The sequence below is a fragment of the Pseudomonas sp. RL_15y_Pfl2_60 genome (assembly GCF_963970595.1).
Lineage (GTDB): Bacteria > Pseudomonadota > Gammaproteobacteria > Pseudomonadales > Pseudomonadaceae > Aquipseudomonas.
In genome coordinates, this window is the sequence record NZ_CAXAOE010000002.1 from 498,502 (window position 1) to 520,062 (window position 21,561).

Here is a 21,561-nt window from a genome sequence, read left to right on the forward strand (position 1 = left end):
ACATGAGTCGCATCAGCTTTGTCACCGCCACGCTTGCAGCCCGCAAGCGCATCGCCCTTGTCGCCCATGACCACTGCAAGGCGTTTCTTTTGGACTGGTGCCAGCGCCACCGCGAAAAGCTGGCCAATCACGACCTGCTGGCGACTGGCACAACCGGCGCATTATTGAGCGAGCGCTTGAAACTGCCCGTCGAAAGCATGATCAGCGGCCCACTGGGCGGTGACCAGCAAATAGGCGCACGAATCGCTGAGCGACGCGTCGATATGCTGGTGTTTTTCTGGGATCCGTTCGAGCCGCAACCCCACGATCCCGATATCAAGGCTTTGCTGCGAGTGGCTGCGGTATGGAACATCCCGGTGGCCTGCAATGAAAGCAGCGCTGACTACATGCTCAGCAGTCATTTGTTAGAACAACAACATTCTTATCGCATCCCCGACTACAGCCGCTATCTGGCAGAGCGCTGTTAAGCCACCCTTTTTAGCGACTGACATTCACGTTATTGGATCAGCGCTGGTGGGCAAGCTTCGCGTTACCACTCCCTACGACGCAGCCACCTCGCGGGCTGGCGTGCAGCACTGGCGATTGTCGAGCGCCTCCAGCAGCCTGCAGTGCTCAGCCTCGGAGCTCGTACACTTGGCCATTCGAGATAACTCGGCCTGCATTTTTTGCAGGTCACGAATACGCGCCTCAATGGTCACAAGATGGCTTTGTACCAGTTGGTCCGCCTCCGCACAGGGGCTCTGTGGCCGATTAGCCAGGTCCAGCAAGTTGCGAATTTCATCCAGGCTAAAGCCCAATTCACGCCCACGGCGGATAAACAACACGCGGCGCACGTCCGCATCCTGATAGTGGCGATAGCCAGAAGCGCTACGCTGCGGCTCTGGCAGCAGGCCGCTGCGCTCATAAAAACGAATTGTCTCCAGATTGACGCCGCTCTGCTTACTGAGCGCACTGATGGTAAATGGCTTATTCATGCTTGACTCCGTAGCGACTACAGGGTTTAGCGTAGCGCTTATCGCAATCAAGGAGAAGACTCATGGGCGCCAATTGCTGCAGTCACACCCCGGATCCATCCACCCAACAACAACCAGAACGCTATCGCACAATTCTGTGGATCGCACTGGCGGTCAACTTGGGAATGTTCTTTGTCGAGATTGCCAGCGGCGTCAAAGCCGGCTCGGTGTCACTGCTTGCCGACTCGCTGGATTTTCTCGGTGACGCGGCCAATTACGGGATCAGCCTTTGGGTGCTTGGCATGAGCATCGCCCTACGCGCCAAAGCCTCGTTGATCAAAGCGGTATCCATGTTGATATTTGGCGTCGGTATTTTAGCCGTGGCGGTCTGGCATGCGACAAGCGGTCAGGTCCCTGAGCCGCAAACCATGGGCCTTATTGGCACCTTGGCACTGCTCGCAAACCTTGGTGTAGCCGCACTGCTCTACGCCTACCGTGAAGGTGATAGCAATATGCGCAGCGTGTGGCTGTGCACACGCAACGATGCATTGGGCAACATCGCCGTATTGCTCGCGGCAGTCGGTGTATTTGGTACAGGCACCGCCTGGCCAGACTTACTGGTTGCCAGCGTCATGGCGTTGCTGGCGATCACCTCGGCCTACCAAGTCGCGCGCCAGGCCCAGCAGGAACTGAACAGCCAGCACGCTCACTCATAGCAGGAGCCGGACCTGCGCCCGCACCGTCGCATCATTCAGATGCGGCGGTTTTGCACCTTTTGTCGATTTTAAACAGATGAATCGTACACAATAATAAAAATCAAAAACCCCAACAATTAACAGTTAAATCCCCGTCCTAGAGCATAAAAACCTTAACTCACCAGACACTTTATGACTGACCGTTCGGACAAGTTATTCGATTTAATCCAATAAATTGTATACAAGCACTAGCCAAAGCCCCCCATTGTTCCCTACATTACGGACACAAGAAAAAAACGGGAACACCTCACTATGCAATCGCCATCAGTTGAAAGTGCTTCATCGCAACGTCCTGAAGATGAGAACCTTGGTGTCGGAGCCAATATGGCTTACGGCTTGCAGCATGTACTGACCATGTACGGCGGTATTGTTGCGGTACCGCTGATTGTCGGCCAGGCCGCAGGCTTATCACCCAGCGATATCGGCTTGCTCATCACCGCCTCACTCTTTGCAGGTGGTTTAGCCACACTCCTACAAACCCTCGGCCTGCCATTCTTTGGCTGCCAACTACCCCTGGTTCAAGGCGTTTCATTCGCCGGTGTTGCGACCATGGTCGCCATTGTGACCAGCGACGGTGGAGGTGGTATTCAAGCAGTGCTTGGCGCTGTGGTAGTCGCCTCGCTGATTGGCTTATTGATAACCCCCATATTCTCAAAAATCATCAAGTTCTTTCCGCCACTGGTGACCGGCATTGTGATCACCACTATCGGCCTGACCTTGATGCCTGTTGCAGCCCGCTGGGCAATGGGTGGTAACAGCAACGCGCCAGACTTCGGCAGCATGGCCAACATTGGCCTGGCTGCGATTACACTGGTTTGCGTACTGGTACTGAGTAAACTTGGCAGCGCCAGCATTTCTCGCCTTTCGATTTTGCTGTCCATGGTTATCGGCACCGTGATTGCGATGAGTCTCGGCATGGCTGATTTCTCACGCATTGGCGACGGCACCATGGTCGCGATGCCCAGCCCTTTCCACTTCGGCATGCCGACTTTCCACATCGCCGCCATCATCTCGATGTGCATCGTGATCATGGTGACCCTGGTCGAAACCAGCGCCGACATCCTTGCCGTTGGCGAAATCATCGAAACCAAAGTTGATTCCAAACGTCTCGGCAATGGCCTGCGCGCCGATATGCTTTCGAGCATGCTGGCGCCAATCTTTGGCTCGTTCACCCAGAGCGCTTTTGCCCAGAACGTCGGTCTGGTCGCCGTAACAGGCATCAAAAGTCGCTATGTGGTTGCTACCGGCGGCCTATTCCTGGTGCTGCTCGGCTTGCTGCCGGTCATGGGCCGGATCATTGCAGCAGTACCGACCTCGGTTCTGGGTGGCGCTGGCATCGTGCTGTTCGGCACTGTGGCAGCCAGCGGGATTCGCACCTTGTCGAAGGTTGATTACCGCAACAACATGAACCTGATCATCGTCGCCACCTCCATCGGTTTTGGCATGATCCCGATCGCTGCGCCCAGCTTCTACCATGCCTTCCCAAGCTGGTTTGAAACCATTTTCCACTCAGGCATCAGCTCTGCTGCAATCATGGCGATCGTGCTTAACCTGGTGTTCAACCACATCACGACTGGCAACTCCGACCAACAATCGGTGTTCGTCGCGGGTACTGAGCGCAGCCTGCGTTATCGCGACATTGAAGCACTGGAAGATGGCGACTACTTCAAAAGTGGCAAGCTGTTTAATGCCCAGGGTGAAGAAGTACCTATCATCGGCAGCGAAACGCCAAACGCCACACCCAACCCAACCGAGACCCGGAAAAGCGCTGCTGGAAGTCCGTCAACAGAGCACGTTTAGCCCGCAAGCGGCGGATGGAGCAACGCCATCCGCCCTGTTGTTTTGTGTGATGAAGCAAAGCGTGTCCACCAAGACGCGAGGCAATAGCGTTTAAAAAAACCGGCACTGCGCCGGTTTTTTTATATGGATAAACGCGTTTAGGCTTTGACCATGTGCTGACTCAGGTAATCGATAAAACAGGTAATTCGCGAAGCCAAGGCAGTATTGCGGTAGTAAACAGCGTTGATCGGCTGCAGCGCTTCAAGGGTGTCGCGCTTAAGCACTTGCTGCAGCTTGCCAGCTTCTAGGTCTTGGTCAGTCATAAAAGCTGCCAGGCAGACAATGCCTGCACCCGCCAAGGCCAACTGGCGCAAGGTCTCACCACTGGAGGCAGACAGGCTGGGGTTGATGGCATATGAGTCACCCTGCTCATTGCGTAACGGCCAGCGGTTGAGGGACTCTGGCTGAGTAAACCCCAGCAAACTGTGCTGGCTTAAACTCGCAACTGATTTGGGCTCACCATGCTGCTTCAGGTATTCGGGGCTGGCCAAAATGCGCCGCGGGCTACCTCCGAGCGGACGCGCGTGCAGCGTTGAGTCTCGCAGCGGTCCAATCCGGATCGCAATATCCGTGCGCTGCTCAAGCAAATCAATGATCTGATCACTGCTGTTAAGCTCAAGCTCGATATCCGGATACTGCTGACGAAACCCCGCAACCAGCGGCACTATGCTATGCAACATAAAAGGCGCAGCCGCATTGACCCGCAACCGCCCGGCTGGGAGTTGCCGGCGCAGCGCCATTTGTTCTTCGGCCTCCTCCACCGATGCCAGGATCTTGCGCGCCTGAGCCAGAAAAACCATGCCCTCCTCGGTAACATCCAGGCGCCTCGTGGTTCTACGCATCAGGGTTACATCGAGTTTTTCCTCAAGCCGGCTTAACGCACGACTCACGCCCGAAGCGGTTTGCTCAAGTTGCTCGGCTGCCGCCGTGATAGAGCCGCTGTCGACCACCATCACATAGGCTTGCAATTCATCTAAGGTCGTTTTCATTAGTGAATTTTAGTCAATTATGTTTGACCTGCAACCCTATTACTGCGCATGAATAAAGGCTGCAAACTCAAGCAAATCCAAATCTGCAGAACTCCGATCTTGCAACGCTAAAACTAAACGATGAGCCCGTTAGGCTGTCAGCTAGGTTATCGCGCTAAATTTTTACCCATTACCTAAGGAGCAAATAATGTCTCTTCCAGCATTTGGCCTCGGCACATTCCGCCTGAAAGACCAACAAGCCATAGACTCGGTCACCATGGGCCTTGAGCTCGGTTACCGGCACATCGACACCGCGCAGATTTATGGCAATGAGGCCGAAGTCGGCCGGGCAATTGCTGCCAGCGCAGTGGCACGCGACGACCTGTACCTGACCACCAAGATCTGGACCGACAATCTGGCTGGCAACGCACTGATTCCAAGCCTCAAGCAAAGCTTGAGCAAATTGCAGACCGATTATGTCGACCTGACCCTGATCCACTGGCCGTCGCCCAAGGATGAAATCCAGGTCAGCGAATATATGAGTGCCTTGCTTGAAGCCAAAGCCCAGGGGCTGACCCGTGAGATTGGGATTTCCAACTTCACCATCAAGCACATGCAGCAAGCCTTTGAAACGGTCGGAGCCGAACAGATCGCCACTAACCAAGTCGAAATCCACCCGTACCTGCAAAACCGCAAAGTGGTTGAGTTTGCCCGGGAAAATGGCTTGCAGCTAACCGCCTACATGCCGCTGGCTTACGGCAAGGTAATGAGCGACCCGCTATTGCAGCGTATCGCCAGCACTCACAACAGCACCCCTGCCTTGGTGTCGCTGGCCTGGCTGCTCCAACAGGGTTTCGCCGTGATCCCGTCTTCAACCAAACGCAGCAACCTGCAAAGCAACCTGCAGGCAATGAACCTTAAACTGAGCGAAGCTGAAATGAACGAAATAGCGCAGCTCGATCGCGGTGAACGCTTGGCCAACCCTGGCTTTGCACCTGAATGGGACTAAACCGCCAATTGCTCGCGACTAAAAATCCACACGCCCACGCCCAGCCTTGATTGCGCCGCGCTTGGTTTTGCCTTCCAGCCGACGCTTCTTGGAACCAAGGGTCGGCTTGGTTGGGCGCCGGGCTTTCTCGGTCTTGCCCGCACTGAGAATCAACTCGCACAAACGCGCCAAGGCATCGGCCCGATTTTTCTCCTGGGTGCGAAACTGCTGGGCCTTGATAATCACCACACCATCGGCCGTAATTCGGCTATCACGCAGCGTCATCAACCGCTCTTTATAGAAGGGCGGCAATGACGATGCCTGGCTGTCAAAGCGCAGGTGCATGGCGCTGGACACCTTGTTGACGTTCTGTCCGCCTGCGCCTTGAGCCCGGATTGCAGTTAGCTCAATCTCATCATCAGGGAGCTGAACACTGTTTGAAACCACCAGCATGGCAAGTCCTTGAACACGAATAGGCCTGCACAATACAACATCAGCTGGCGCTGACCTGCAAACTCGGCTCGACATTGAAATGTTTTTTAGTACATTTCGCTGCATTGCCGCAAGCCAGATCCGGTTAACCTAGGCGCTGTTCGAATATGAGGACTCGCAATGGATTCGCTTACACAGGTAGTGCTTGGTGCCGGTATCCAGGGCGCGTTGCTCGGCCGCTGGCAAGGTCGCAAGGCACTGCTCTATGGCGGGCTGCTCGGCACACTGCCGGATATGGACGTGCTGATTCATTACGGCGACGCTGTCGCACAGATGACCTATCACCGCGGCTTTAGCCACTCGATATTCGTACTCAGTGGCGTAGCACTGCTATTGACCTTGCTGATCAGACGCTTTGCGCCCAACCCCGGGTATTCCAGCCAGCGATTATTGCTGACGCTCTGGCTGGTCCTGGCCACTCACCCGCTGCTCGACAGTTTCACCAGTTATGGCACCCAGCTGTTCTGGCCGATGACCACGACACCTGTTGCCTGGTCGAGCATCTTTATCATCGATCCGCTCTACACCTTGCCATTGCTAGCCGCGATGTTACTGGGGCTGATCTACGGCCTGGGCGGTAAGGTTGGCAAAGCGCCTGCGATTGCGCTGGCCATTTCAAGCCTTTACCTGGCATCGAGCCTGGTGGGCAAGAATGTCGCCGAGCAGCGTGTCGAAGCACAGTTGAACCAACAGGGCATAAAGGCGCAGCAGATTTTCAGCACACCGACGCCCTTCAACACCCTGTTATGGCGCGTGATTGTTGTCGATGGCGATAATTACTACGAGGCGTTGTCCGGCTGGTTTGATAGCGCCCCTCCCACCCTTGAACGCATCCCATTGGGTACAGAACTGGGCAAGACACTGGCTGGCTCACCGGCGCTCGCCCGACTTAGCTGGTTTACCGATGGCGTATTGCGTTATGACCGGATTGGCGACCATTTGATCGTCACCGACCTGCGCCTTGGAATGACCGGTTTTCACCCCTTTCGCTTTGACTTTGCCCACTGGCAAGACGGCAAGTGGCAGGTGCAAGATGAGATCCAGCGTTGGCCGGTCGAGCGCGGCGACCTTAACCGCCTGAAGCTATTGTGGACGCGCATTTGGCAGCCGCAAACACCTGTACCGCTGGCACTTTGGGCCAGTGAGCTTAGCAAGCCCTTGATCAGCCAGAACCGACTGTAGAGCGGACAGCGCTTTTCTGTCCGCCATGTGCGCCATCTGCACCAAGGCTTGCGGTGGACAAGCTTCGCGTTGTCGCACCCTACGCAGTGATGGCGGACGACGTTTTTTGCGTCCGCCATTCTTGGTTTGCATCGAAGGCTTACTGAACCCTGAATTGCTTGACCAGGCCTTGTAGCTCGACACCCAGGCGCGCCAGTTCGGCGCTTGAGGCTGCCGTTTGCTCGCTCGCCGAGGCGCTTTGCTCGCCGATATCACGAACCCGGGTAATGCTCTCGCTGATGTTCTCCGCCACGCTACTTTGCTCTTCGGCGGCAGCGGCGATTTGATGATTCATCTGCTCGATGGTGCTCACCGACTGGGTAATGCGGCCCAATGCATCGCCAGCCTGGCCAGCGAGCACCACGGTACGCTGGGTCAGGCTCAAGCTGCTGTCCATCTGGGTGACTGCATCTTTGGCCATGGACTGCAGGCCAGCAATCAGCGTTTCGATTTCCTCGGTGGAACTGTAGGCGCGTTGCGCCAGCGCCCGGACCTCATCGGCCACTACCGCAAAACCACGGCCCTGTTCGCCCGCGCGCGCCGCTTCGATCGCGGCATTCAAGGCCAACAGATTGGTCTGCTCCGCCACTGAACGAATCACCTCAAGCACGCTGCCGATGCGCTCGCTCTCCAGGTTCAACGCCTGGATGGCCTGGGCGGATTGCTCAACCTCACCGGCCAGGCTATTAATCTGGCCCACCGCCTGTTGCACAACTTGATTGCCCTGCTGCGCTTCTTGATCGGCCTCACGCGCAGCGACCGATGCCTGGTCCGCATTCTGCGCAACTTCTTGTACAGTCGCGGCCATTTCATGCATTGCGGTTGCCGTCTGTTCGGTTTCGGTTTTCTGCTCTTGCACACCAGAGCTGGTTTGCGCCGTGATTGCCGAAAGTTGCTCGGCAGCTGCCGCAATTTGTCCCACACCGCCGCCGATATGGCCGATAAGCTCACGCAAGCTCAAGGTCATGCGCTGCATGGCTGACATTAGCTGGCCGACTTCATCGCCACGGTTGCTCGCGATATCTTGACTTAGATTGCCCTCGGCAATTTGCTCGGCAAAGGTCACGGCTTGACGCAATGGAGTGACAATCGAGCGGGTAATCAACAGCGCTGCCAACACACCGATAACGGTGGCCGCCAGGGCCATGACAATCAGAGCCAGCAAGGCTTGATTGCGAATATCAAGCATGCGGCTATCTTCAGTCGCCTTGGCCGCTTCAACCAGGCTCAGTACTGCCTGAGCCTTTTCCAGCATGGTTTTTTCAGCGCTTTCACTCTGGCTGAGCACCTGCTGGTAATTATAAAACGCTTGCTGATAGACCTTGAGCGCATCCAATGCAGCAGTGATTGAGCTCTTTTGCTCATCGGTTAGCCAGATCATCAAATTACGCGCAACGGTTTCCAAATCCTCGTTGGTGTACTTCCAGTCCTTCAAGGCATCGGCCGACCTATCAATGATGTACAAGCTTTCATTACTGCGCAGGTCAAGCATGCGCTTGCTCAAGCCCGAAGCAGTTTCAGCCAGGGTCAGGGGGTCGCTGCCTTTGAGGTTGTCGCCCTGCAAGCGCAACTCACGCACGGCGTCATACATTTCAAACTCAATCACATCAAACTGGTCACGGGCCTCTCCTGCAGCCTTGCTCATTTGCTCACGGGCAGCGCGCGCCTGATCATTGAGCCGCACAAAGACATCGAACTGCTGCTGGTATTGGCTGACGGCTTCATCCATGGCTTGGAGCTGGGCTTTTTGCTCAGTATCCGCAGAACCGGCCTGCGTCGCGACCAGTTGCTTGATCACAGTCAACTGCTGATTGGTTTTGGCTGCGGCCTCAGCGGTTTTCTTCTGCGCAAAGACACTTTCAAAGCGTCTAGCTTCAAGGACTGCCGCATCGATCTCCGAGAACTGACTAACCTGCTCATGTCTACCCGCGACAGCCTCCACAGCCCAATAACCGGTCAAGGCAACGGCCAGCGTTAACAACAACACCAAGGCAAAACCGCCAAGCAGCTTTTTACCTACGGCAAGGTCTGTGAAGAGGCGTGTAGCAGACGAAAACATGGGGAGACTCCGTTATATTTATTCACTGAATTCGCCAGCCTATTCGCAAGATTTGACTGGCACAGTGTTTGTTGGACCTTTCACCATCGCAAGCCTTGTGCCATCAATCCGCCATAACCCGCAAGAGCCTCTATATACGGGCAGGACAAAGCAACAGACAATCCGCCGATGGGAAAATCACAACATCTAGATGTGCTTTATCGGCAGCATTACGCCGAGCTTGACCCTGAGGCTGGCGGTATTTCGCCATTAATTTAGCGTCAATAATTTGCCCGGCATTTTTTATTGGCATAAAAAAAGCGTGCGGTTTTCGCCGCACGCTTTATGTCTGCCAACTGCTCGCTCGATTAACGCCCTGCCAACGCCGGCATTACTCGCGGGCGAAACAGTTCGCCAACAATAGTCAGCGCACCAATGGCCCCGGCAATCCAATACCAGCCCGCAATAGGGTCAAAACCCAGCCAGCCAAGGGCGTTGAGGAAGACGATCATGATCAGCACCGGGCACACGTAACGCACCATAAACAGCCACAGCGCATAACCCAGCGGCGGCAGATTGAGCTCGTCACGCATGATCTCGTCACGCAATGCATAACCGGCAAACAACACGATGAAGATACCGCCCAATGGCATCATCCAGCGTGACGTCAGGTAATCCAGCCAGTCGAAGAAGTTCTTGCCCATTGGCGTCCAGCCCGCAAGCAAGTTGAACGAGAGCATCGCCAACAAGCTGATCACCAACAAGACCGCGCCCGAAGCCACGGCGGACTTGACCCGGCTGATACCGTGTTTTTCATTGAGATAGGCAACAGTGGCCTCGATCATTGAAATCGCCGAGGTCAGCGCAGCAATCGACACCATGGCGAAGAACAGCACGCCAAAGGCAGTGCCAAAAGGCATCTGCTGGAACGCCAGCGGCAGGCTCATGAAGATCAAGCCAGGCCCGGCACTCGGGCTCATACCGTTGGCGAAGATAATCGGGAAGATGGCCAGGCCAGCCAACAAGGCCACGGCGGTATCGCAGATGGCAACCATGAAGGTGGTTCGCGCAATCGACTGGCCGTCGGGGATGTATGAGCCGTAAGTCAGAATCGCCCCGGAGGCCAAACTCAGGGTGAAGAACGCATGGCCCAAGGCGGCAAGCAGCGCTTCGCCAGTGATTTTCGAGGCATCAAAGCTGAACAGAAAGTCGAAACCCGCCGAGAAGCTACCGCTGGTCAAGGCGTAGCCGACCAATGCCACCAGCATCACCGCCAGTCCCGGCATCATCCAGCGTACCGAGTTTTCGATGCCCTTCTGTACGCCTTTGCCGACAATCCACAAGGTCAACAGCGCAACCAGTACGCTCCAGCCGCCAAGCTGCCAGGGGTTGGCATTGTGTGCCTCAAATACCGCGCCCAGCGCATCAACGCTAGTCGCTGCGAGCGAGCCATCAAGCATTTTCCAGGTGTAGGCAAAGGCCCAACCGGCAACCACCACGTAAAAACACAGAATCATGAACCCGGCAAGCATGGCCATGCCGCCAACCGCCTTCCACAGCGGATTGCCGCTGTTCTCCTTGACCACGCGGCCAATCGCATCAATCGGGCTGCCGCGACCCCGGCGACCGATGGCGATCTCGGTCATCATCACCGGAATACCAATGGCTAAGATGCAAGCAAGGTACATCAGCACGAAAGCGCCGCCGCCGTATTCACCAGTGATGTAAGGGAATTTCCAGATATTGCCCAGGCCCACGGCAGAGCCAGTCGCGGCAAGAATAAAGCCCCAGCGAGAGAGCCAGAGGTTTTTCGGTTTTTCTCGGGTCATGCGTCACCTGTTGTTTTTATCTGTGACGGGATCTAACCCGCTGCGCTTATGGCGCGGCGGAGTGATGAAGAGTTCAGCGGCGCCAGCCATGGCTGGCACGCCTCTCTCCCCGCAAGGCTGGTAAACCTTAAGTTGCGTCGGGTTGCACCTCCGGAGCCGCTTGCTTGAAGGCTTCGAGGGCTTCACAACGCGCCGTCATGGCGAGAATGCGCGGGTACGCATTTAAGTCACAGTTAAAACGGCGCGCATTGTACACCTGTGGGATCAAACAGGCTTCTAGATATCCGGGTCTCTGACCAAGGGACAACTTGCCATCAAATACCGCCAGCCCCTGCTCAACGGCCTTCAGCCCACTGTGGACCCAATGCTGGTACCACTGAGTCTTGGCGTCATCGGCAACGCCCAGCTCGGTCGACAAATACTTCAGTACGCGCAGGTTATTCAGTGGATGGACGTCGCAGGCGATGTGCAGCGCCAGCGCGCGCACTTGCGCACGCAATGCAGGCTCGGCTGGGAGCAATGAGGGCACTGGAAACACTTCGTCGAGGTATTCGATGATCGCCAGCGACTGGGCAATCTTGGTTTCGCGCCCGGAAACATGATCAACCAGCAGCGGCAACAAGCCCTGCGGGTTCATCTGTTGATAGGCTGGTGCCAGTTGCTCACCGCCATCCTTGACGAGATGCACCGCTACTTGCTGGTACGCCAGCCCCTTGAGGTTGAGGGCAATACGTACGCGGTAAGCCGCGCTGGAGCGCCAATAGGAATAGAGCGTCAGCTCAGCCATCGTAGCGTTCCACTGCCTGGTCAATAGCCCCAAAAATGCTTTGCCCGGCGGCATCGAACATTTCAATACGCACGCGATCGCCAAACTTCAGAAACGGGTTTTTTGCTTCGCCCTGGTCAATCACTTCCAGCATGCGCTTTTCAGCCAGGCAGGATGATCCAGCGCTGCGGTCATAGTTGGAGACGGTACCTGAACCAATGATAGTTCCACTGCCCAGTGGCCGGCTTTTTGCGGCATGTGCCACCAGCGTCGGGAAGTTGAAAGTCATGTCCGTGCCGGCATCCGGTTCGCCAAATAACTGGCCATTGATATGCGAAACCAGCGGGCGATGGACCTTGCCATCCTTCCAGCTCTCGCCAAGTTCATCCGGCGTCACGGCAACCGGCGAGAAGCTCGATGATGGCTTGCTCTGGTAAAAGCCAAACCCCTTGGCCAGCTCGCCCGGGATCAGATTACGCAACGACACATCGTTGACCAGCATCAGCAGTTGCACGTGATCGGCGGCCTCGGCGGCGCTAATCCCCATAGGCACGTCGTCGGTAATCACCGCCAGCTCAGCCTCAAGGTCGATCCCCCAAGCCTCGTCAGCCATAAGAATTGCGCTGTGCGGGGCGATAAATGCGTCAGAACCGCCTTGGTACATCAGGGGTTCGTGCCAGAAGCTCTCCGGCATTTCAGCACCGCGCGCCTTGCGCACCAACTCAACGTGATTCACGTAGGCGCTGCCGTCGGCCCAGTGAAACGCACGGGGCAACGGACTGTGGCAGGCGCTCTGCTCGAAGGCGAACGCCTCGGCTTCAAGGCCGTCGTTCAAGCGCTGATAACGCGCCTCAAGTTGTGGCCGGATATTGGCCCAGTCATCCAGGGCGGCCTGTAGCGTCGCGGCGATGGTTGGGACTTTGAGCGCGCGGCTGAGATCGCGCGAAACCACGACCAATACGCCGTCGCGGCCTTGCTTGAGTGAGGCTAACTTCATAATCAAACCTTAAATTGGCAGAAGCAGCTGACGCAGCTTGAGGCGCTGCGCCAGTCGTGCATGGAGCTTAGTCGGCGGCGATTACACCACGACGAACCTGATCTTCCTCGATCGACTCGAACAAGGCCTTGAAGTTGCCCTCGCCGAAGCCTTGATTCCCCTTGCGCTGGATAATCTCGAAGAAAATCGGGCCAATCACCGTATTGGTGAAGATTTGCAGCAAGATGCCGTCATCGCCCGGCGCGCCATCGATCAAAATGCTCAGCTCACGCAGCAACTCAGTTGACTCGCCATGGCCTGCGACGCGGGTATCAACCTTGTCGTAATAGGTGCCCGGGGTGCTCATGAAGTCCACGCCATTGGCACGCAACTGGCGGACGGTGGCGAAAATATCATCGCTGCTCAGGGCAATGTGCTGGATGCCTTCCCCCTGATATTCGCGGATAAATTCCTCGATCTGCGACTTATCATCAGCCGACTCGTTGATCGGGATACGAATCTTGCCGCAAGGTGCGGTCATGGCACGCGACAGCAAGCCGGTGAGCTTACCTTCGATGTCGAAATAGCGAATCTCACGGAAGTTGGCGATGCGCTCGTAAAAACCGGACCACACGTCCATCTGCCCGCGCTTGACGTTATGGGTCAGGTGATCAAGATCCATCAGGCCCACGGCGTTGTCCTGCGGTGTACGGCCCTCAATAAACTCAAAATCCACGTCATAGATAGTGTTTTCACCAAAGCGATCCACCAGATACAGCAGCGAGCCACCAATGCCCTCGACGCATGGGATGTTCAGCTCGCCGAAGTTGGCGTGGCTACCCACCAGCTTGGCGCCTTGCGATTCAACATAAGCCGCGGCTTGTGCGGCGTTTTTAACCCGGAAAGCCATGGCACAGGCGCTTGGGCCGTGCTTGAGACCGAACTCGCGAACATGGCCGGTCGGGCTGCCATTGAGTACGAAGTTGATATCGTTCTGCTGGAACAGAAACACTTCCTTGGAACGGTGCTTGGCGGTTTCGGTAAACCCCATGGCGGTGAACAGCTCGCGCAGTTGTTCAATACCTTCAGGCGTCGGAGCGGTGTACTCAACGAATTCAAAACCATCAGTACCAATCGGGTTGTGCTGTTCGATTTTGTTCACGGCGTTCATTGCGCCTCCTTGTTGTTTTCGGGCGTTTGTGGGCGGCCTCGCAGGCAGCCCTAGTGAAGCCATAACACCCTTAGAACGCGGGACGAACAAGCACCCAGCCCCCGTCCAGAAGCAGCCCAAGCCCTCTTGCGCGGCACGTTTTCCTTACACCGCTGATTTATGGCAACAGCCACCTGTTCGACGCCCAACACCCGTAAACATATCGTTACAAGGCGGTTCAATAAGCTGCCATTGCAGCGCGCAAAACTGCGCAGGGCAAAGCCTAGATAGCAAAAAACCACCCGCAGGTGGTTTTGCTTATGTGGCAATGGCCTATCCAGCGTGTTCCAGCTGGGTGGTGATCACTGGATTGGATTCGAGAGTTTTGTGCACCGGGCAGCGATCGGCAATCTTGAGCATGCTTTCGATCTGCTCCTCGGTCAGTTGGTCGCCCTTGAAGCTGATAAAGCGCTGGATTCGTTCAATCTTCCCTTCCCGCCCTTCGCATTCGCTGCAGTCTTGGGCATGGATGCGCTCATGAACCAAGCGAACGTCGATATCTTCAAGCGGAATTCCTTTGCGCGCGGCATACATGCGGATGGTCATTGAGGTGCAAGCCCCCAGGCTCATCAGCAACAGCGCGTAAGGTGTTGGGCCTAAATGGGTGCCGCCTACGCTCACTGGCTCATCGGCTACAAACTGGTGGGCGTTGGTATAAAGACCGCGCAGGAAGTGCTTGTCCAGCTCAGTCACCAACACATGGCCGTCTTCCAGATCTGCGGCGACGGGTTCTCCTGCCGGCACCTCGACATAACGCTCAGCCCAGGCCGCAAGTGTCTTGGCCACATAGCGCGCGTCCTCTTTCTTGCTCAGCAGGTGATCGGCCTGATCCAACGACACAAAGCTTTTCGGGTGCTTGGCCGCGGTAAAGATCTTCGCGGCTTCATCGACAGGCACAATGCTATCGATGGGGGAATGAAAGACGATCAGCGGTCGACGCAGCCGGGCGATGTGCTGCAAGTCAGTGTATTGATCAAGGTCTTCGATCAGCTGCTTCTTGATCGAAAACTCACGCAAGCCAAGCTTGACCCTGGCCTGGCCCTGGGCTTCGATCTCGGCTTTGGAGCTGCTGAATAAATGCTGCACATGATGCGCTGTCGAAGGCGCGGCAATGGTTGCAACCGCTTGCAGTGACGGGATCTTATCGACCGCCGAAAGTACCGCAGCGCCGCCAAGGCTGTGACCGATAATCAACTTTGGCGCGGCATACTCGGCTTCGAGCATTTTAGCGGCGGCCACCAGGTCTTCTACGTTAGAGGTGAAGTTGGTATTGGCAAAATCACCATCACTATTGCCAAGCCCGGTGAAGTCAAAGCGCAGCACGGCAATGCCCTGGTCAGCCAGCTCGCGGCTAATCCGTGAAGCGGCGGCGATGTCTTTGCCGCAGGTAAAGCAATGGGCAAAAAGCGCGTAGTACTTGACCGGTTGCAGGCTATTGGGCAACTCCAGCAAACCTGCCAGTTGCTGCCCCTGACTGCCAGTAAACTCGACTTTGACTCGATTCATTTAGCTATCCCTTGTGTGTGCCTGGGCCACTCCGTACTCAGCCCGAGTTTGATAAGACGACGCCTTATTCGACGTCGATCTTGCGCATTTATTACGCCGACTGACCCGCGGCTTGATGCTGCCAGCACTAATCCTAGACTACTGCTGCAAATGCCCATAAAGACGGGCATAAAGGCCGCCATCTGCAATCAACTGATGATGATCGCCATCTTCGGCAATACGCCCGCCATCGAAGACCAACACACGATCAGCTTGTTTCACTGCAGATAACCGGTGCGCGATGATCAATGTCGTGCGTCCGACCAAGAAATTGCTCATGGCTTTGTGCAAGGCATACTCGGTGGCGGCGTCCAAGGCAGAGGTCGCCTCATCGAGAATCACCACCTTTGGCTGCGCCAACACCATGCGGGCAATTGCCAGACGCTGGCGCTGACCGCCCGATAAGCGCACCCCGGAACGACCAACAATACTGTCAAGCCCCTTGGGCAGTTGCCGAATCGTAGCCGCCAGCTGGGCTATTTCCAGTGCCTGCCAGCAGGCGTCGTCAGTGCGATCACGGCCCATGCACAGGTTGGCGCGAACGGTGTCATTGAACAGTGCCGGGTGCTGCAAGACCACCGCCACATTTTCCCGCACCCGCTCAAGGCCAATGTCTTGCAGGCTCGAGCCGCCGTATCGAATCGAACCACTTTGCGCGCTGTACAGCCCCAACAGCAGCTGTACCAAGGTACTTTTGCCGCCACCGCTGGCGCCGACGATGGCCACCTTCTCGCCCGGTGCAATACGCAGGTCGAGCTTGTCGAGCACCGGTTCGTCCTGGTAGGAAAAGCTCAATTGCTGAATCTCAATGCCGGCGGTATCACGCCCACTGAAGGGGTCAACGCCACCGGCATATTGCGGTTCATCGGCTCGTGCCAGCAGCTCATTGATCCGTGACAGCGCGCCGCCAGCCGCATAGAAGGCGTATTGCAGGCTAAGCAGTTGCTCGACCGGACCGATCATGAACCACAGGTAGCTGAACACCGCGAGCATTTGCCCGATAGACAAATCGGAGAACAGCACGGTGAGCATGGCCGCGGCACGAAATACATCGATGCCGAACTGAAATAACAAACCGCTAGCACGGCTTGAAGCATCACTCTTCCACTGCGAAGCAACAGCAAAATTACGCACCTCTTGCGCACGGGTACCGAGCCTGCCGAGGAAAAACCCTTGGCGATTGCCTGCACGAATCTCCTGGATTGCGTCCAGGGTTTCAGTCAATGCCTGAGTGAAGCGCGAAGTGCTGTCGTTTTCGAGCTTCTTCAGGTGCTTGACCCGCTTGCCGAGCTGCACCGTGGCGTAGATGACCAGCGGATTGAACAGCAAAATCAACAAGGCTAATTGCCAGTGCATCCACAGCAAGATCGCTGAAGTACCGGCCAGCGTCAGGATCGCCACCAGAAACCGGCTAAGGGTTTCACCGACAAACTTGTCCAGCGTGTCGAGGTCGGTGACCAGGTGAGTGGTCACCGTACCGCTGCCCAGGCTTTCGTATTCGGCGAGGGATATGCGCTTTAGCCGTTCAATCAGGCGTATGCGAATTCGATAGACGATGTCTTTCGACAGCCGTGCGAACAAGCGCGCCTGCAGCACGTTGAACACCAAAGCGCAGGCACGGAGCAAAAAGGTCAACGCCAACATCAGGCCGATGTAGCCGACCGCAGTTTGCCAGGCAACAGGGAGAAAGTTATTCATGACCTGCAGCGCCGAATCGCCCTGCTTGAGCAGGACTTCATCGACCAGCAAGGGCAACAGCAGCGGAATAGGTACGCTGCAAAGTGTCGCCAGCACCGCCACGGCATTGGCCAGGATCAACGCTTTACGATGCCGCAAGGCCAGCCGACGAATTTCCGACCAGCTCAACCGGTCACGCATTGGCAGCGCGCTCTAACCAACGGGCCAACAATGGCGCCAAACTGTCCAGTGGCTGATAACCATTAGTCACTAATGCAAGCTGCCCCTCACGCTCGGCGAGCAGGGTTGGGAATCCCGCGATACCCAGGTCCTGAACCCAGGTGAAGTCATCAGCCGTGGCCGCTAGCTGCTCGGCACTGTCGAATGCCTCGGCAAAGACGATACGCGGTAGACCCGCCGCTTCGGCGAGCTCAACCAACACACTGGCCTGGGTAACATCACGACCTTCGGCATAGAACGCCTGCTGGATCAACTTGACCAGTGGCCAGGTGCTTTGCGGATCAAGACTGCGCGCTGTAACCAAGGCCCTGCAGGCGGGCTCGGTGTCGTAGACAAAACCGTCGGGCAAGGCGCCATCAAACTTGAACGGCTGGCCGGTCGCATCGGCGACAGCCCGCCAGTGTTCAAGAATGTAATTGCGTGTGGTGTTATCCAGCGCCGCACCACTGCCTGTACGCAACCCGCCCGCAATAAGGTGCAGCTCAACACCCTGGGCTTGAGCCTGCTCTGCGAGGGACTGAAACACCGGGGCAAAGCCCCAGCACCACGAGCACATCGGGTCCATCACATAGAGCAGGCGAGTTTGCATGGCTTAGCCTTGTTTTTTTAAACGTGGATTGAAACCAAGGGGGTGCGGCATATTGCGCTGCTTGGCCAACTCAATCTGTCTTTGACGCTCGCGGGCACCGGCGCGGGTTTTCTCAGGCAGTGAGTCCCAGCAATAGGGGCAGCTCACGCCGGGCGTGAAAAACTCTGACTCGCGATCAGTCGCCGAAATCGGCGTGCGGCAAGCGTGGCACTGATCGTACTCGCCTTCGGTCAGGTCGTGGCGAACAGTGACCCGGTTGTCGAACACGAAACAATCGCCCTTCCAGCTTGATGCCTCCTGCGGCACTTCCTCAAGGTATTTGAGAATCCCGCCCTGCAGGTGATAAACCTCTTCGAAGCCCTGATTGAGCATATAGCTCGACGCTTTTTCGCAGCGAATACCGCCGGTACAGAACATTGCGACTTTCTTGTGCTTGGCCGGATCGAAGTTGGCCTTGATGTAGTCGGGAAACTCGCGGAAGGTCTTGGTCTTGGGGTCTATAGCCCCCTCGAATGTGCCAATCGAAACTTCGTAATCGTTACGGGTATCAATCAGCAGCACCTCTGGATCGGCAATCAGCGCGTTCCAGTCTTTAGGCTCGACATAGGTTCCCACTTGCTTGTTCGGATCGACGCCATCAACGCCAAGGGTGACGATTTCTTTCTTCAATTTGACCTTGGTGCGGTAGAACGGCTGCTCATCGCAATAGGATTCCTTGTGATCGACATCGGCCAGGCGCGGGTCCAGGGCAAACCATGCGAAAAGACCATCAATGCCTTCACGGCTGCCGGAAACAGTACCGTTGATGCCCTCTTCGGCCAACAGCAAGGTGCCTTTGACGCCATTTTCAATCAAGGTGTTGAGCAGCGGTTCACGCAACTCATGGAAATCCGGCAGCGAGACGAATTTGTACAAGGCTGCAACGACAATTTTGTCGGTCATGCTTTCACTTCCTCAGTAGTCGCCCACGTAAAGGGCGGACTGGTGGTTAATCAACAACAACAACACCGGCCAAAGCCGGTGCGGGGCATAGTTTAACGTTTTTTATGGCTGTGGGCGCAGGATGCGACAACGCGTAGCTTGTTCACCGTGACTCAGCCAGCGAAGCACTCAAGGATGAGCCAGAACCTTCACAAGGTATCCGTCGCCACAAATGGCGGATCAAAAAGCGCTATCGGCCCTACTTGTCGTGCTTACTGCCGCCCAAGCAGGTTGGTGATGCCGGCGCGGTGGCATTCTTGGCCCACTCCTGCGCGGTGTAGGTGTGCAGCGCCAGCGCATGGATCTGGCCCATCAAGTCACCCAGGCTGGCATAGACTTTCTGATGCCGCTTGACGGCGTTCAGCCCCTGAAACTGTTCACTGACAATAATCGCCTTGTAGTGCGTCTCCAGGCCACGGCTGTGCATGTGGCTTTCATCCAGCACTTGCAGATGCTCGGGCTGCAGGATTGCCAGTGCAGTCTCAAGCTGTGCTTGCTTGGTCATCTTTAACTCCAGAATACCGTTGTGACACTTGGCGCATGCTTGCTTGATTGCAGCGCAAAAAAAATGACTCAGGCTGTGAGTTTACGAAGTGTAAAGCTCAAGCCAAAGCCATTTTTCAGTATCCGGCAAAAATGCCTGGATGTAGTGCAGATCTGGACCGTTAGGATTTAGCTTTTTTAGGGCCAAGTTCCTTGGTCATGTCCTCTAGCAGTTTATTAACCTTTGGTACCGCAGGTTCAAGCTTGCCCTGGGTAAGCTCAGCCGATTGCGCCGTCAGGCGCGGCATGGTCTTGAGTACTTTCTCGCCGACCGGAGACTCATAGAACTTGATCAGTTCCTTGAGCTCTTGTTCGGTAAAGTTGCTGGTATAGAGCTTAACCAGGTCAGGTTTAACCTTGCTCCAGCTGATCGACTGATCAAGCACCGCGTTAGCCTTGGCTTGATACGACTCAAGCAATGCTTTCTTTTCACCGCCTGCACCGCTTTGCGCAAAACGTTGGGCAAACATCTGTTGCACCTGCGCATAGACCGGTACGGCTAGCTTGTCGGCATGGGCCAACTGCAAAAAACGCTCAGCGTCGGCTGCGTGACTGGCTGCATCTGCGAACACCTGGGCACTGGCGCACGACAGCACAGCAGCAAGGCATAGAACCGGAAAACGAGGCATTGGCAACTCCTGACAATAGGTTTGAATCGAGTTTGACAGCCGCATAGGGGATTTTGTGCCCCAACACCGAACAATTTATAAAATCGCCCCACAACGAACACAAGAATCAGGTCTTTGTGCGCCCCGTCACGAAGCACTTCAAAGGCAAATTGCCATGACTTGAAGCAGTTCGCTGTGTAAAGGCATTCTCGCCCTTATAAATACTCTACTATTACAAGATTGTGGCGCGGTCGCGCTGCACCCACACGGATGTGTACGATGAACAGCGCCATTACCTCTCCCGTTGCCCGCCAAACAGACTTGTGCCTGGACAACGGCGCGCTCAATCCAGACGCAATAGGCTGGTCAAATCGTCCGCAGGTCAATTGCAGCCTTGTACGCCACGCAGGTCGGCGCAAGCGCTGGAATCACTGGTGCTTCACCACACCCGAGTGGATGCTCTCCGTCACCCAGGCCAATCTTGATTACCTGGGATATGGCGCGGCTTATTTTCTTGACCTTGCAACCGGTCAGACGGCCAGTTTCAGCCAGATGCGCCTTCTCGCTCGCGGCTGCCAACTGCCCGATCATCCCCAACAAAGCCATGCATTCAATCATCGCAGCCTGTCATTCCAGCTCAACGAATACCCCGGACGTGCTTGCTTGAGCCTAAGCGCCAGCGAAGCAGGCAGCCAGCCGCTGGAAATCTTGCTGGATATCCAGCGCCCCACGCACCTTGAATCAGTCAATCTGGTTGCGCCAATGGGGCCCAAGCGCTTTCATGCAACCTGTCGCCAGCTCGGCTTGCCCCTGAGCGGTCGCGTGCAGTTGGGCGAGCGCACCTATAACTGCACAGCTGGACAAAGCTTCGCAGCAATGGATTTCGGGCGTGGCGTCTGGCCCTTAAACAGCCACTGGAAACGCGCCGCATTTGCTGCACCTGGCGGTATTGCTGGCAATTTCGGCACGCACTGGACCGACTACAGCGGTCTTTCAGAGAACGCGTTGTGGTTTGGCGGAGAGTTGCAGCAGCTTGAAAACAGTGTCGAGATAACGCCGATGACGTCCGGCCCGCTGGCCAACTGGCGCATCAAGAGTGCGGATCAGCAGGTAAACCTGAGGTTCACCCCGCGCCAGCTACATCAGGCAGCGCCGCACCTTGGGCTGCTTTATGCAGATACGCGGCAATGGTTTGGCCACTTCGACGGCGACCTGATCAGCCCGCAAGGCGAACATGTGCCGGTCAAGGCCGCACTTGGCTGGCTCGGCGCCACTGACGCTCGCTGGTAACCGGCGCCTCGGCTCATAATTTTGCCAATATCAGACGATCAGGGAACCTGCTG

The 21,561-nt window shown here is 56.2% G+C and carries 20 protein-coding genes; 6 read left to right on the forward strand and 14 right to left on the reverse strand.

The features are described 5' to 3' along the window. Positions 1-2: 2 nt before the first annotated feature. The gene (locus AACY26_RS07415) at positions 3-467 is read left to right on the forward strand and encodes a methylglyoxal synthase (protein ID WP_339512529.1); all 465 of its coding nucleotides are present in this window, start codon (positions 3-5) and stop codon (positions 465-467) included. Between the two features lie 72 nt (positions 468-539). On the opposite strand, the gene AACY26_RS07420 is transcribed toward AACY26_RS07415, so the two are convergent. Beyond that, positions 540-974, reverse strand: a complete 435-nt coding sequence (locus tag AACY26_RS07420; protein ID WP_339512531.1) for a MerR family transcriptional regulator — start codon at positions 972-974, stop codon at positions 540-542. 62 nt (positions 975-1,036) lie between these two features. Between AACY26_RS07420 and AACY26_RS07425 the strand changes: the two genes are divergently transcribed. After that, positions 1,037-1,669, forward strand: coding sequence for a cation transporter (locus AACY26_RS07425; RefSeq protein WP_339512533.1), 633 nt, complete (start codon positions 1,037-1,039; stop codon positions 1,667-1,669). A gap of 291 nt (positions 1,670-1,960) precedes the next feature. After that, on the forward strand, positions 1,961-3,508 hold the full coding sequence (locus AACY26_RS07430; RefSeq protein ID WP_339512535.1) for a nucleobase:cation symporter-2 family protein: 1,548 nt from the start codon (positions 1,961-1,963) through the stop codon (positions 3,506-3,508). 137 nt (positions 3,509-3,645) lie between these two features. Here AACY26_RS07430 and AACY26_RS07435 read toward each other — a convergent pair whose 3' ends face one another. Further along, entirely contained in the window at positions 3,646-4,536 is an 891-nt protein-coding gene (locus AACY26_RS07435; protein ID WP_339512537.1) for a LysR substrate-binding domain-containing protein, read from the reverse strand. Between the two features lie 187 nt (positions 4,537-4,723). On the opposite strand from AACY26_RS07435, the gene dkgB reads away from it, so the two are divergent. Then, on the forward strand, positions 4,724-5,524 hold the full coding sequence (dkgB, locus tag AACY26_RS07440; RefSeq protein WP_339512539.1) for a 2,5-didehydrogluconate reductase DkgB: 801 nt from the start codon (positions 4,724-4,726) through the stop codon (positions 5,522-5,524). An 18-nt stretch (positions 5,525-5,542) separates the two neighbouring features. Here dkgB and arfB read toward each other — a convergent pair whose 3' ends face one another. Further along, positions 5,543-5,956, reverse strand: coding sequence for an alternative ribosome rescue aminoacyl-tRNA hydrolase ArfB (gene arfB, locus AACY26_RS07445; protein ID WP_339512541.1), 414 nt, complete (start codon positions 5,954-5,956; stop codon positions 5,543-5,545). Between the two features lie 159 nt (positions 5,957-6,115). Between arfB and AACY26_RS07450 the strand changes: the two genes are divergently transcribed. Further along, positions 6,116-7,177, forward strand: a complete 1,062-nt coding sequence (locus AACY26_RS07450; RefSeq protein ID WP_339512543.1) for a metal-dependent hydrolase — start codon at positions 6,116-6,118, stop codon at positions 7,175-7,177. 139 nt (positions 7,178-7,316) lie between these two features. Here AACY26_RS07450 and AACY26_RS07455 read toward each other — a convergent pair whose 3' ends face one another. The 11 genes from AACY26_RS07455 to AACY26_RS07505 form a co-directional block, all read right to left on the reverse strand. Continuing rightward, positions 7,317-9,275, reverse strand: coding sequence for a methyl-accepting chemotaxis protein (locus AACY26_RS07455; RefSeq protein WP_339512545.1), 1,959 nt, complete (start codon positions 9,273-9,275; stop codon positions 7,317-7,319). 347 nt (positions 9,276-9,622) lie between these two features. After that, positions 9,623-11,083, reverse strand: a complete 1,461-nt coding sequence (locus AACY26_RS07460; protein WP_339512547.1) for a sodium-dependent transporter — start codon at positions 11,081-11,083, stop codon at positions 9,623-9,625. A gap of 127 nt (positions 11,084-11,210) precedes the next feature. Beyond that, complete coding sequence (gene maiA, locus AACY26_RS07465; RefSeq protein ID WP_339512549.1) at positions 11,211-11,870, reverse strand: maleylacetoacetate isomerase; 660 nt, start codon at positions 11,868-11,870, stop codon at positions 11,211-11,213. After that, positions 11,863-12,846, reverse strand: a complete 984-nt coding sequence (locus tag AACY26_RS07470) for a fumarylacetoacetate hydrolase family protein (RefSeq protein ID WP_339512551.1) — start codon at positions 12,844-12,846, stop codon at positions 11,863-11,865. The genes maiA and AACY26_RS07470 overlap by 8 nt, the downstream gene beginning before the upstream one ends. Before the next feature lie 67 nt (positions 12,847-12,913). Beyond that, a complete protein-coding gene (gene hppD / locus AACY26_RS07475) occupies positions 12,914-13,996 on the reverse strand; it encodes a 4-hydroxyphenylpyruvate dioxygenase (RefSeq protein WP_339512553.1) in 1,083 nt (360 codons plus the stop codon). A gap of 312 nt (positions 13,997-14,308) precedes the next feature. Continuing rightward, a complete protein-coding gene (locus tag AACY26_RS07480) occupies positions 14,309-15,541 on the reverse strand; it encodes a bifunctional alpha/beta hydrolase/OsmC family protein (protein ID WP_339512555.1) in 1,233 nt (410 codons plus the stop codon). Positions 15,542-15,679: 138 nt separating this feature from the next. After that, the gene (locus tag AACY26_RS07485) at positions 15,680-17,458 is read right to left on the reverse strand and encodes an ABC transporter ATP-binding protein (protein ID WP_339512557.1); all 1,779 of its coding nucleotides are present in this window, start codon (positions 17,456-17,458) and stop codon (positions 15,680-15,682) included. Further along, positions 17,451-18,053, reverse strand: a complete 603-nt coding sequence (locus AACY26_RS07490; protein ID WP_339513116.1) for a DsbA family protein — start codon at positions 18,051-18,053, stop codon at positions 17,451-17,453. The genes AACY26_RS07485 and AACY26_RS07490 overlap by 8 nt, the downstream gene beginning before the upstream one ends. Before the next feature lie 36 nt (positions 18,054-18,089). Continuing rightward, positions 18,090-19,028, reverse strand: coding sequence for an oxygen-dependent tRNA uridine(34) hydroxylase TrhO (gene trhO, locus AACY26_RS07495; protein WP_339512559.1), 939 nt, complete (start codon positions 19,026-19,028; stop codon positions 18,090-18,092). Between the two features lie 238 nt (positions 19,029-19,266). Then, a complete protein-coding gene (locus AACY26_RS07500) occupies positions 19,267-19,572 on the reverse strand; it encodes a BolA family protein (protein ID WP_339512561.1) in 306 nt (101 codons plus the stop codon). Positions 19,573-19,732: 160 nt separating this feature from the next. Continuing rightward, the gene (locus AACY26_RS07505) at positions 19,733-20,239 is read right to left on the reverse strand and encodes a DUF2059 domain-containing protein (RefSeq protein ID WP_339512563.1); all 507 of its coding nucleotides are present in this window, start codon (positions 20,237-20,239) and stop codon (positions 19,733-19,735) included. 249 nt (positions 20,240-20,488) lie between these two features. On the opposite strand from AACY26_RS07505, the gene AACY26_RS07510 reads away from it, so the two are divergent. Next, positions 20,489-21,508: a DUF2804 domain-containing protein gene (locus AACY26_RS07510; protein ID WP_339512565.1), complete on the forward strand. Its 1,020-nt coding sequence runs from the start codon at positions 20,489-20,491 to the stop codon at positions 21,506-21,508. Positions 21,509-21,561 lie beyond the last annotated feature (53 nt).

Bases quoted from the DNA above. Each gene is read 5' to 3' on its own strand.
- maiA (WP_339512549.1), bottom strand. From the start codon at position 11,870: ATGGCTGAGCTGACGCTCTATTCCTATTGGCGCTCCAGCGCGGCTTAC.
- arfB (WP_339512541.1), bottom strand. From the start codon at position 5,956: ATGCTGGTGGTTTCAAACAGTGTTCAGCTCCCTGATGATGAGATTGAG.
- AACY26_RS07420 (WP_339512531.1), bottom strand. From the start codon at position 974: ATGAATAAGCCATTTACCATCAGTGCGCTCAGTAAGCAGAGCGGCGTC.
- AACY26_RS07500 (WP_339512561.1), bottom strand. From the start codon at position 19,572: ATGACCAAGCAAGCACAGCTTGAGACTGCACTGGCAATCCTGCAGCCC.
- AACY26_RS07480 (WP_339512555.1), bottom strand. From the start codon at position 15,541: ATGAATCGAGTCAAAGTCGAGTTTACTGGCAGTCAGGGGCAGCAACTG.
- dkgB (WP_339512539.1), top strand. From the start codon at position 4,724: ATGTCTCTTCCAGCATTTGGCCTCGGCACATTCCGCCTGAAAGACCAA.
- AACY26_RS07470 (WP_339512551.1), bottom strand. From the start codon at position 12,846: ATGAAGTTAGCCTCACTCAAGCAAGGCCGCGACGGCGTATTGGTCGTG.
- AACY26_RS07490 (WP_339513116.1), bottom strand. From the start codon at position 18,053: ATGTGCTCGTGGTGCTGGGGCTTTGCCCCGGTGTTTCAGTCCCTCGCA.
- AACY26_RS07425 (WP_339512533.1), top strand. From the start codon at position 1,037: ATGGGCGCCAATTGCTGCAGTCACACCCCGGATCCATCCACCCAACAA.
- AACY26_RS07450 (WP_339512543.1), top strand. From the start codon at position 6,116: ATGGATTCGCTTACACAGGTAGTGCTTGGTGCCGGTATCCAGGGCGCG.
- AACY26_RS07455 (WP_339512545.1), bottom strand. From the start codon at position 9,275: ATGTTTTCGTCTGCTACACGCCTCTTCACAGACCTTGCCGTAGGTAAA.
- AACY26_RS07435 (WP_339512537.1), bottom strand. From the start codon at position 4,536: ATGAAAACGACCTTAGATGAATTGCAAGCCTATGTGATGGTGGTCGAC.
- AACY26_RS07460 (WP_339512547.1), bottom strand. From the start codon at position 11,083: ATGACCCGAGAAAAACCGAAAAACCTCTGGCTCTCTCGCTGGGGCTTT.
- AACY26_RS07485 (WP_339512557.1), bottom strand. From the start codon at position 17,458: ATGCGTGACCGGTTGAGCTGGTCGGAAATTCGTCGGCTGGCCTTGCGG.
- trhO (WP_339512559.1), bottom strand. From the start codon at position 19,028: ATGACCGACAAAATTGTCGTTGCAGCCTTGTACAAATTCGTCTCGCTG.
- AACY26_RS07430 (WP_339512535.1), top strand. From the start codon at position 1,961: ATGCAATCGCCATCAGTTGAAAGTGCTTCATCGCAACGTCCTGAAGAT.
- hppD (WP_339512553.1), bottom strand. From the start codon at position 13,996: ATGAACGCCGTGAACAAAATCGAACAGCACAACCCGATTGGTACTGAT.
- AACY26_RS07510 (WP_339512565.1), top strand. From the start codon at position 20,489: ATGTGTACGATGAACAGCGCCATTACCTCTCCCGTTGCCCGCCAAACA.
- AACY26_RS07505 (WP_339512563.1), bottom strand. From the start codon at position 20,239: ATGCCTCGTTTTCCGGTTCTATGCCTTGCTGCTGTGCTGTCGTGCGCC.
- AACY26_RS07415 (WP_339512529.1), top strand. From the start codon at position 3: ATGAGTCGCATCAGCTTTGTCACCGCCACGCTTGCAGCCCGCAAGCGC.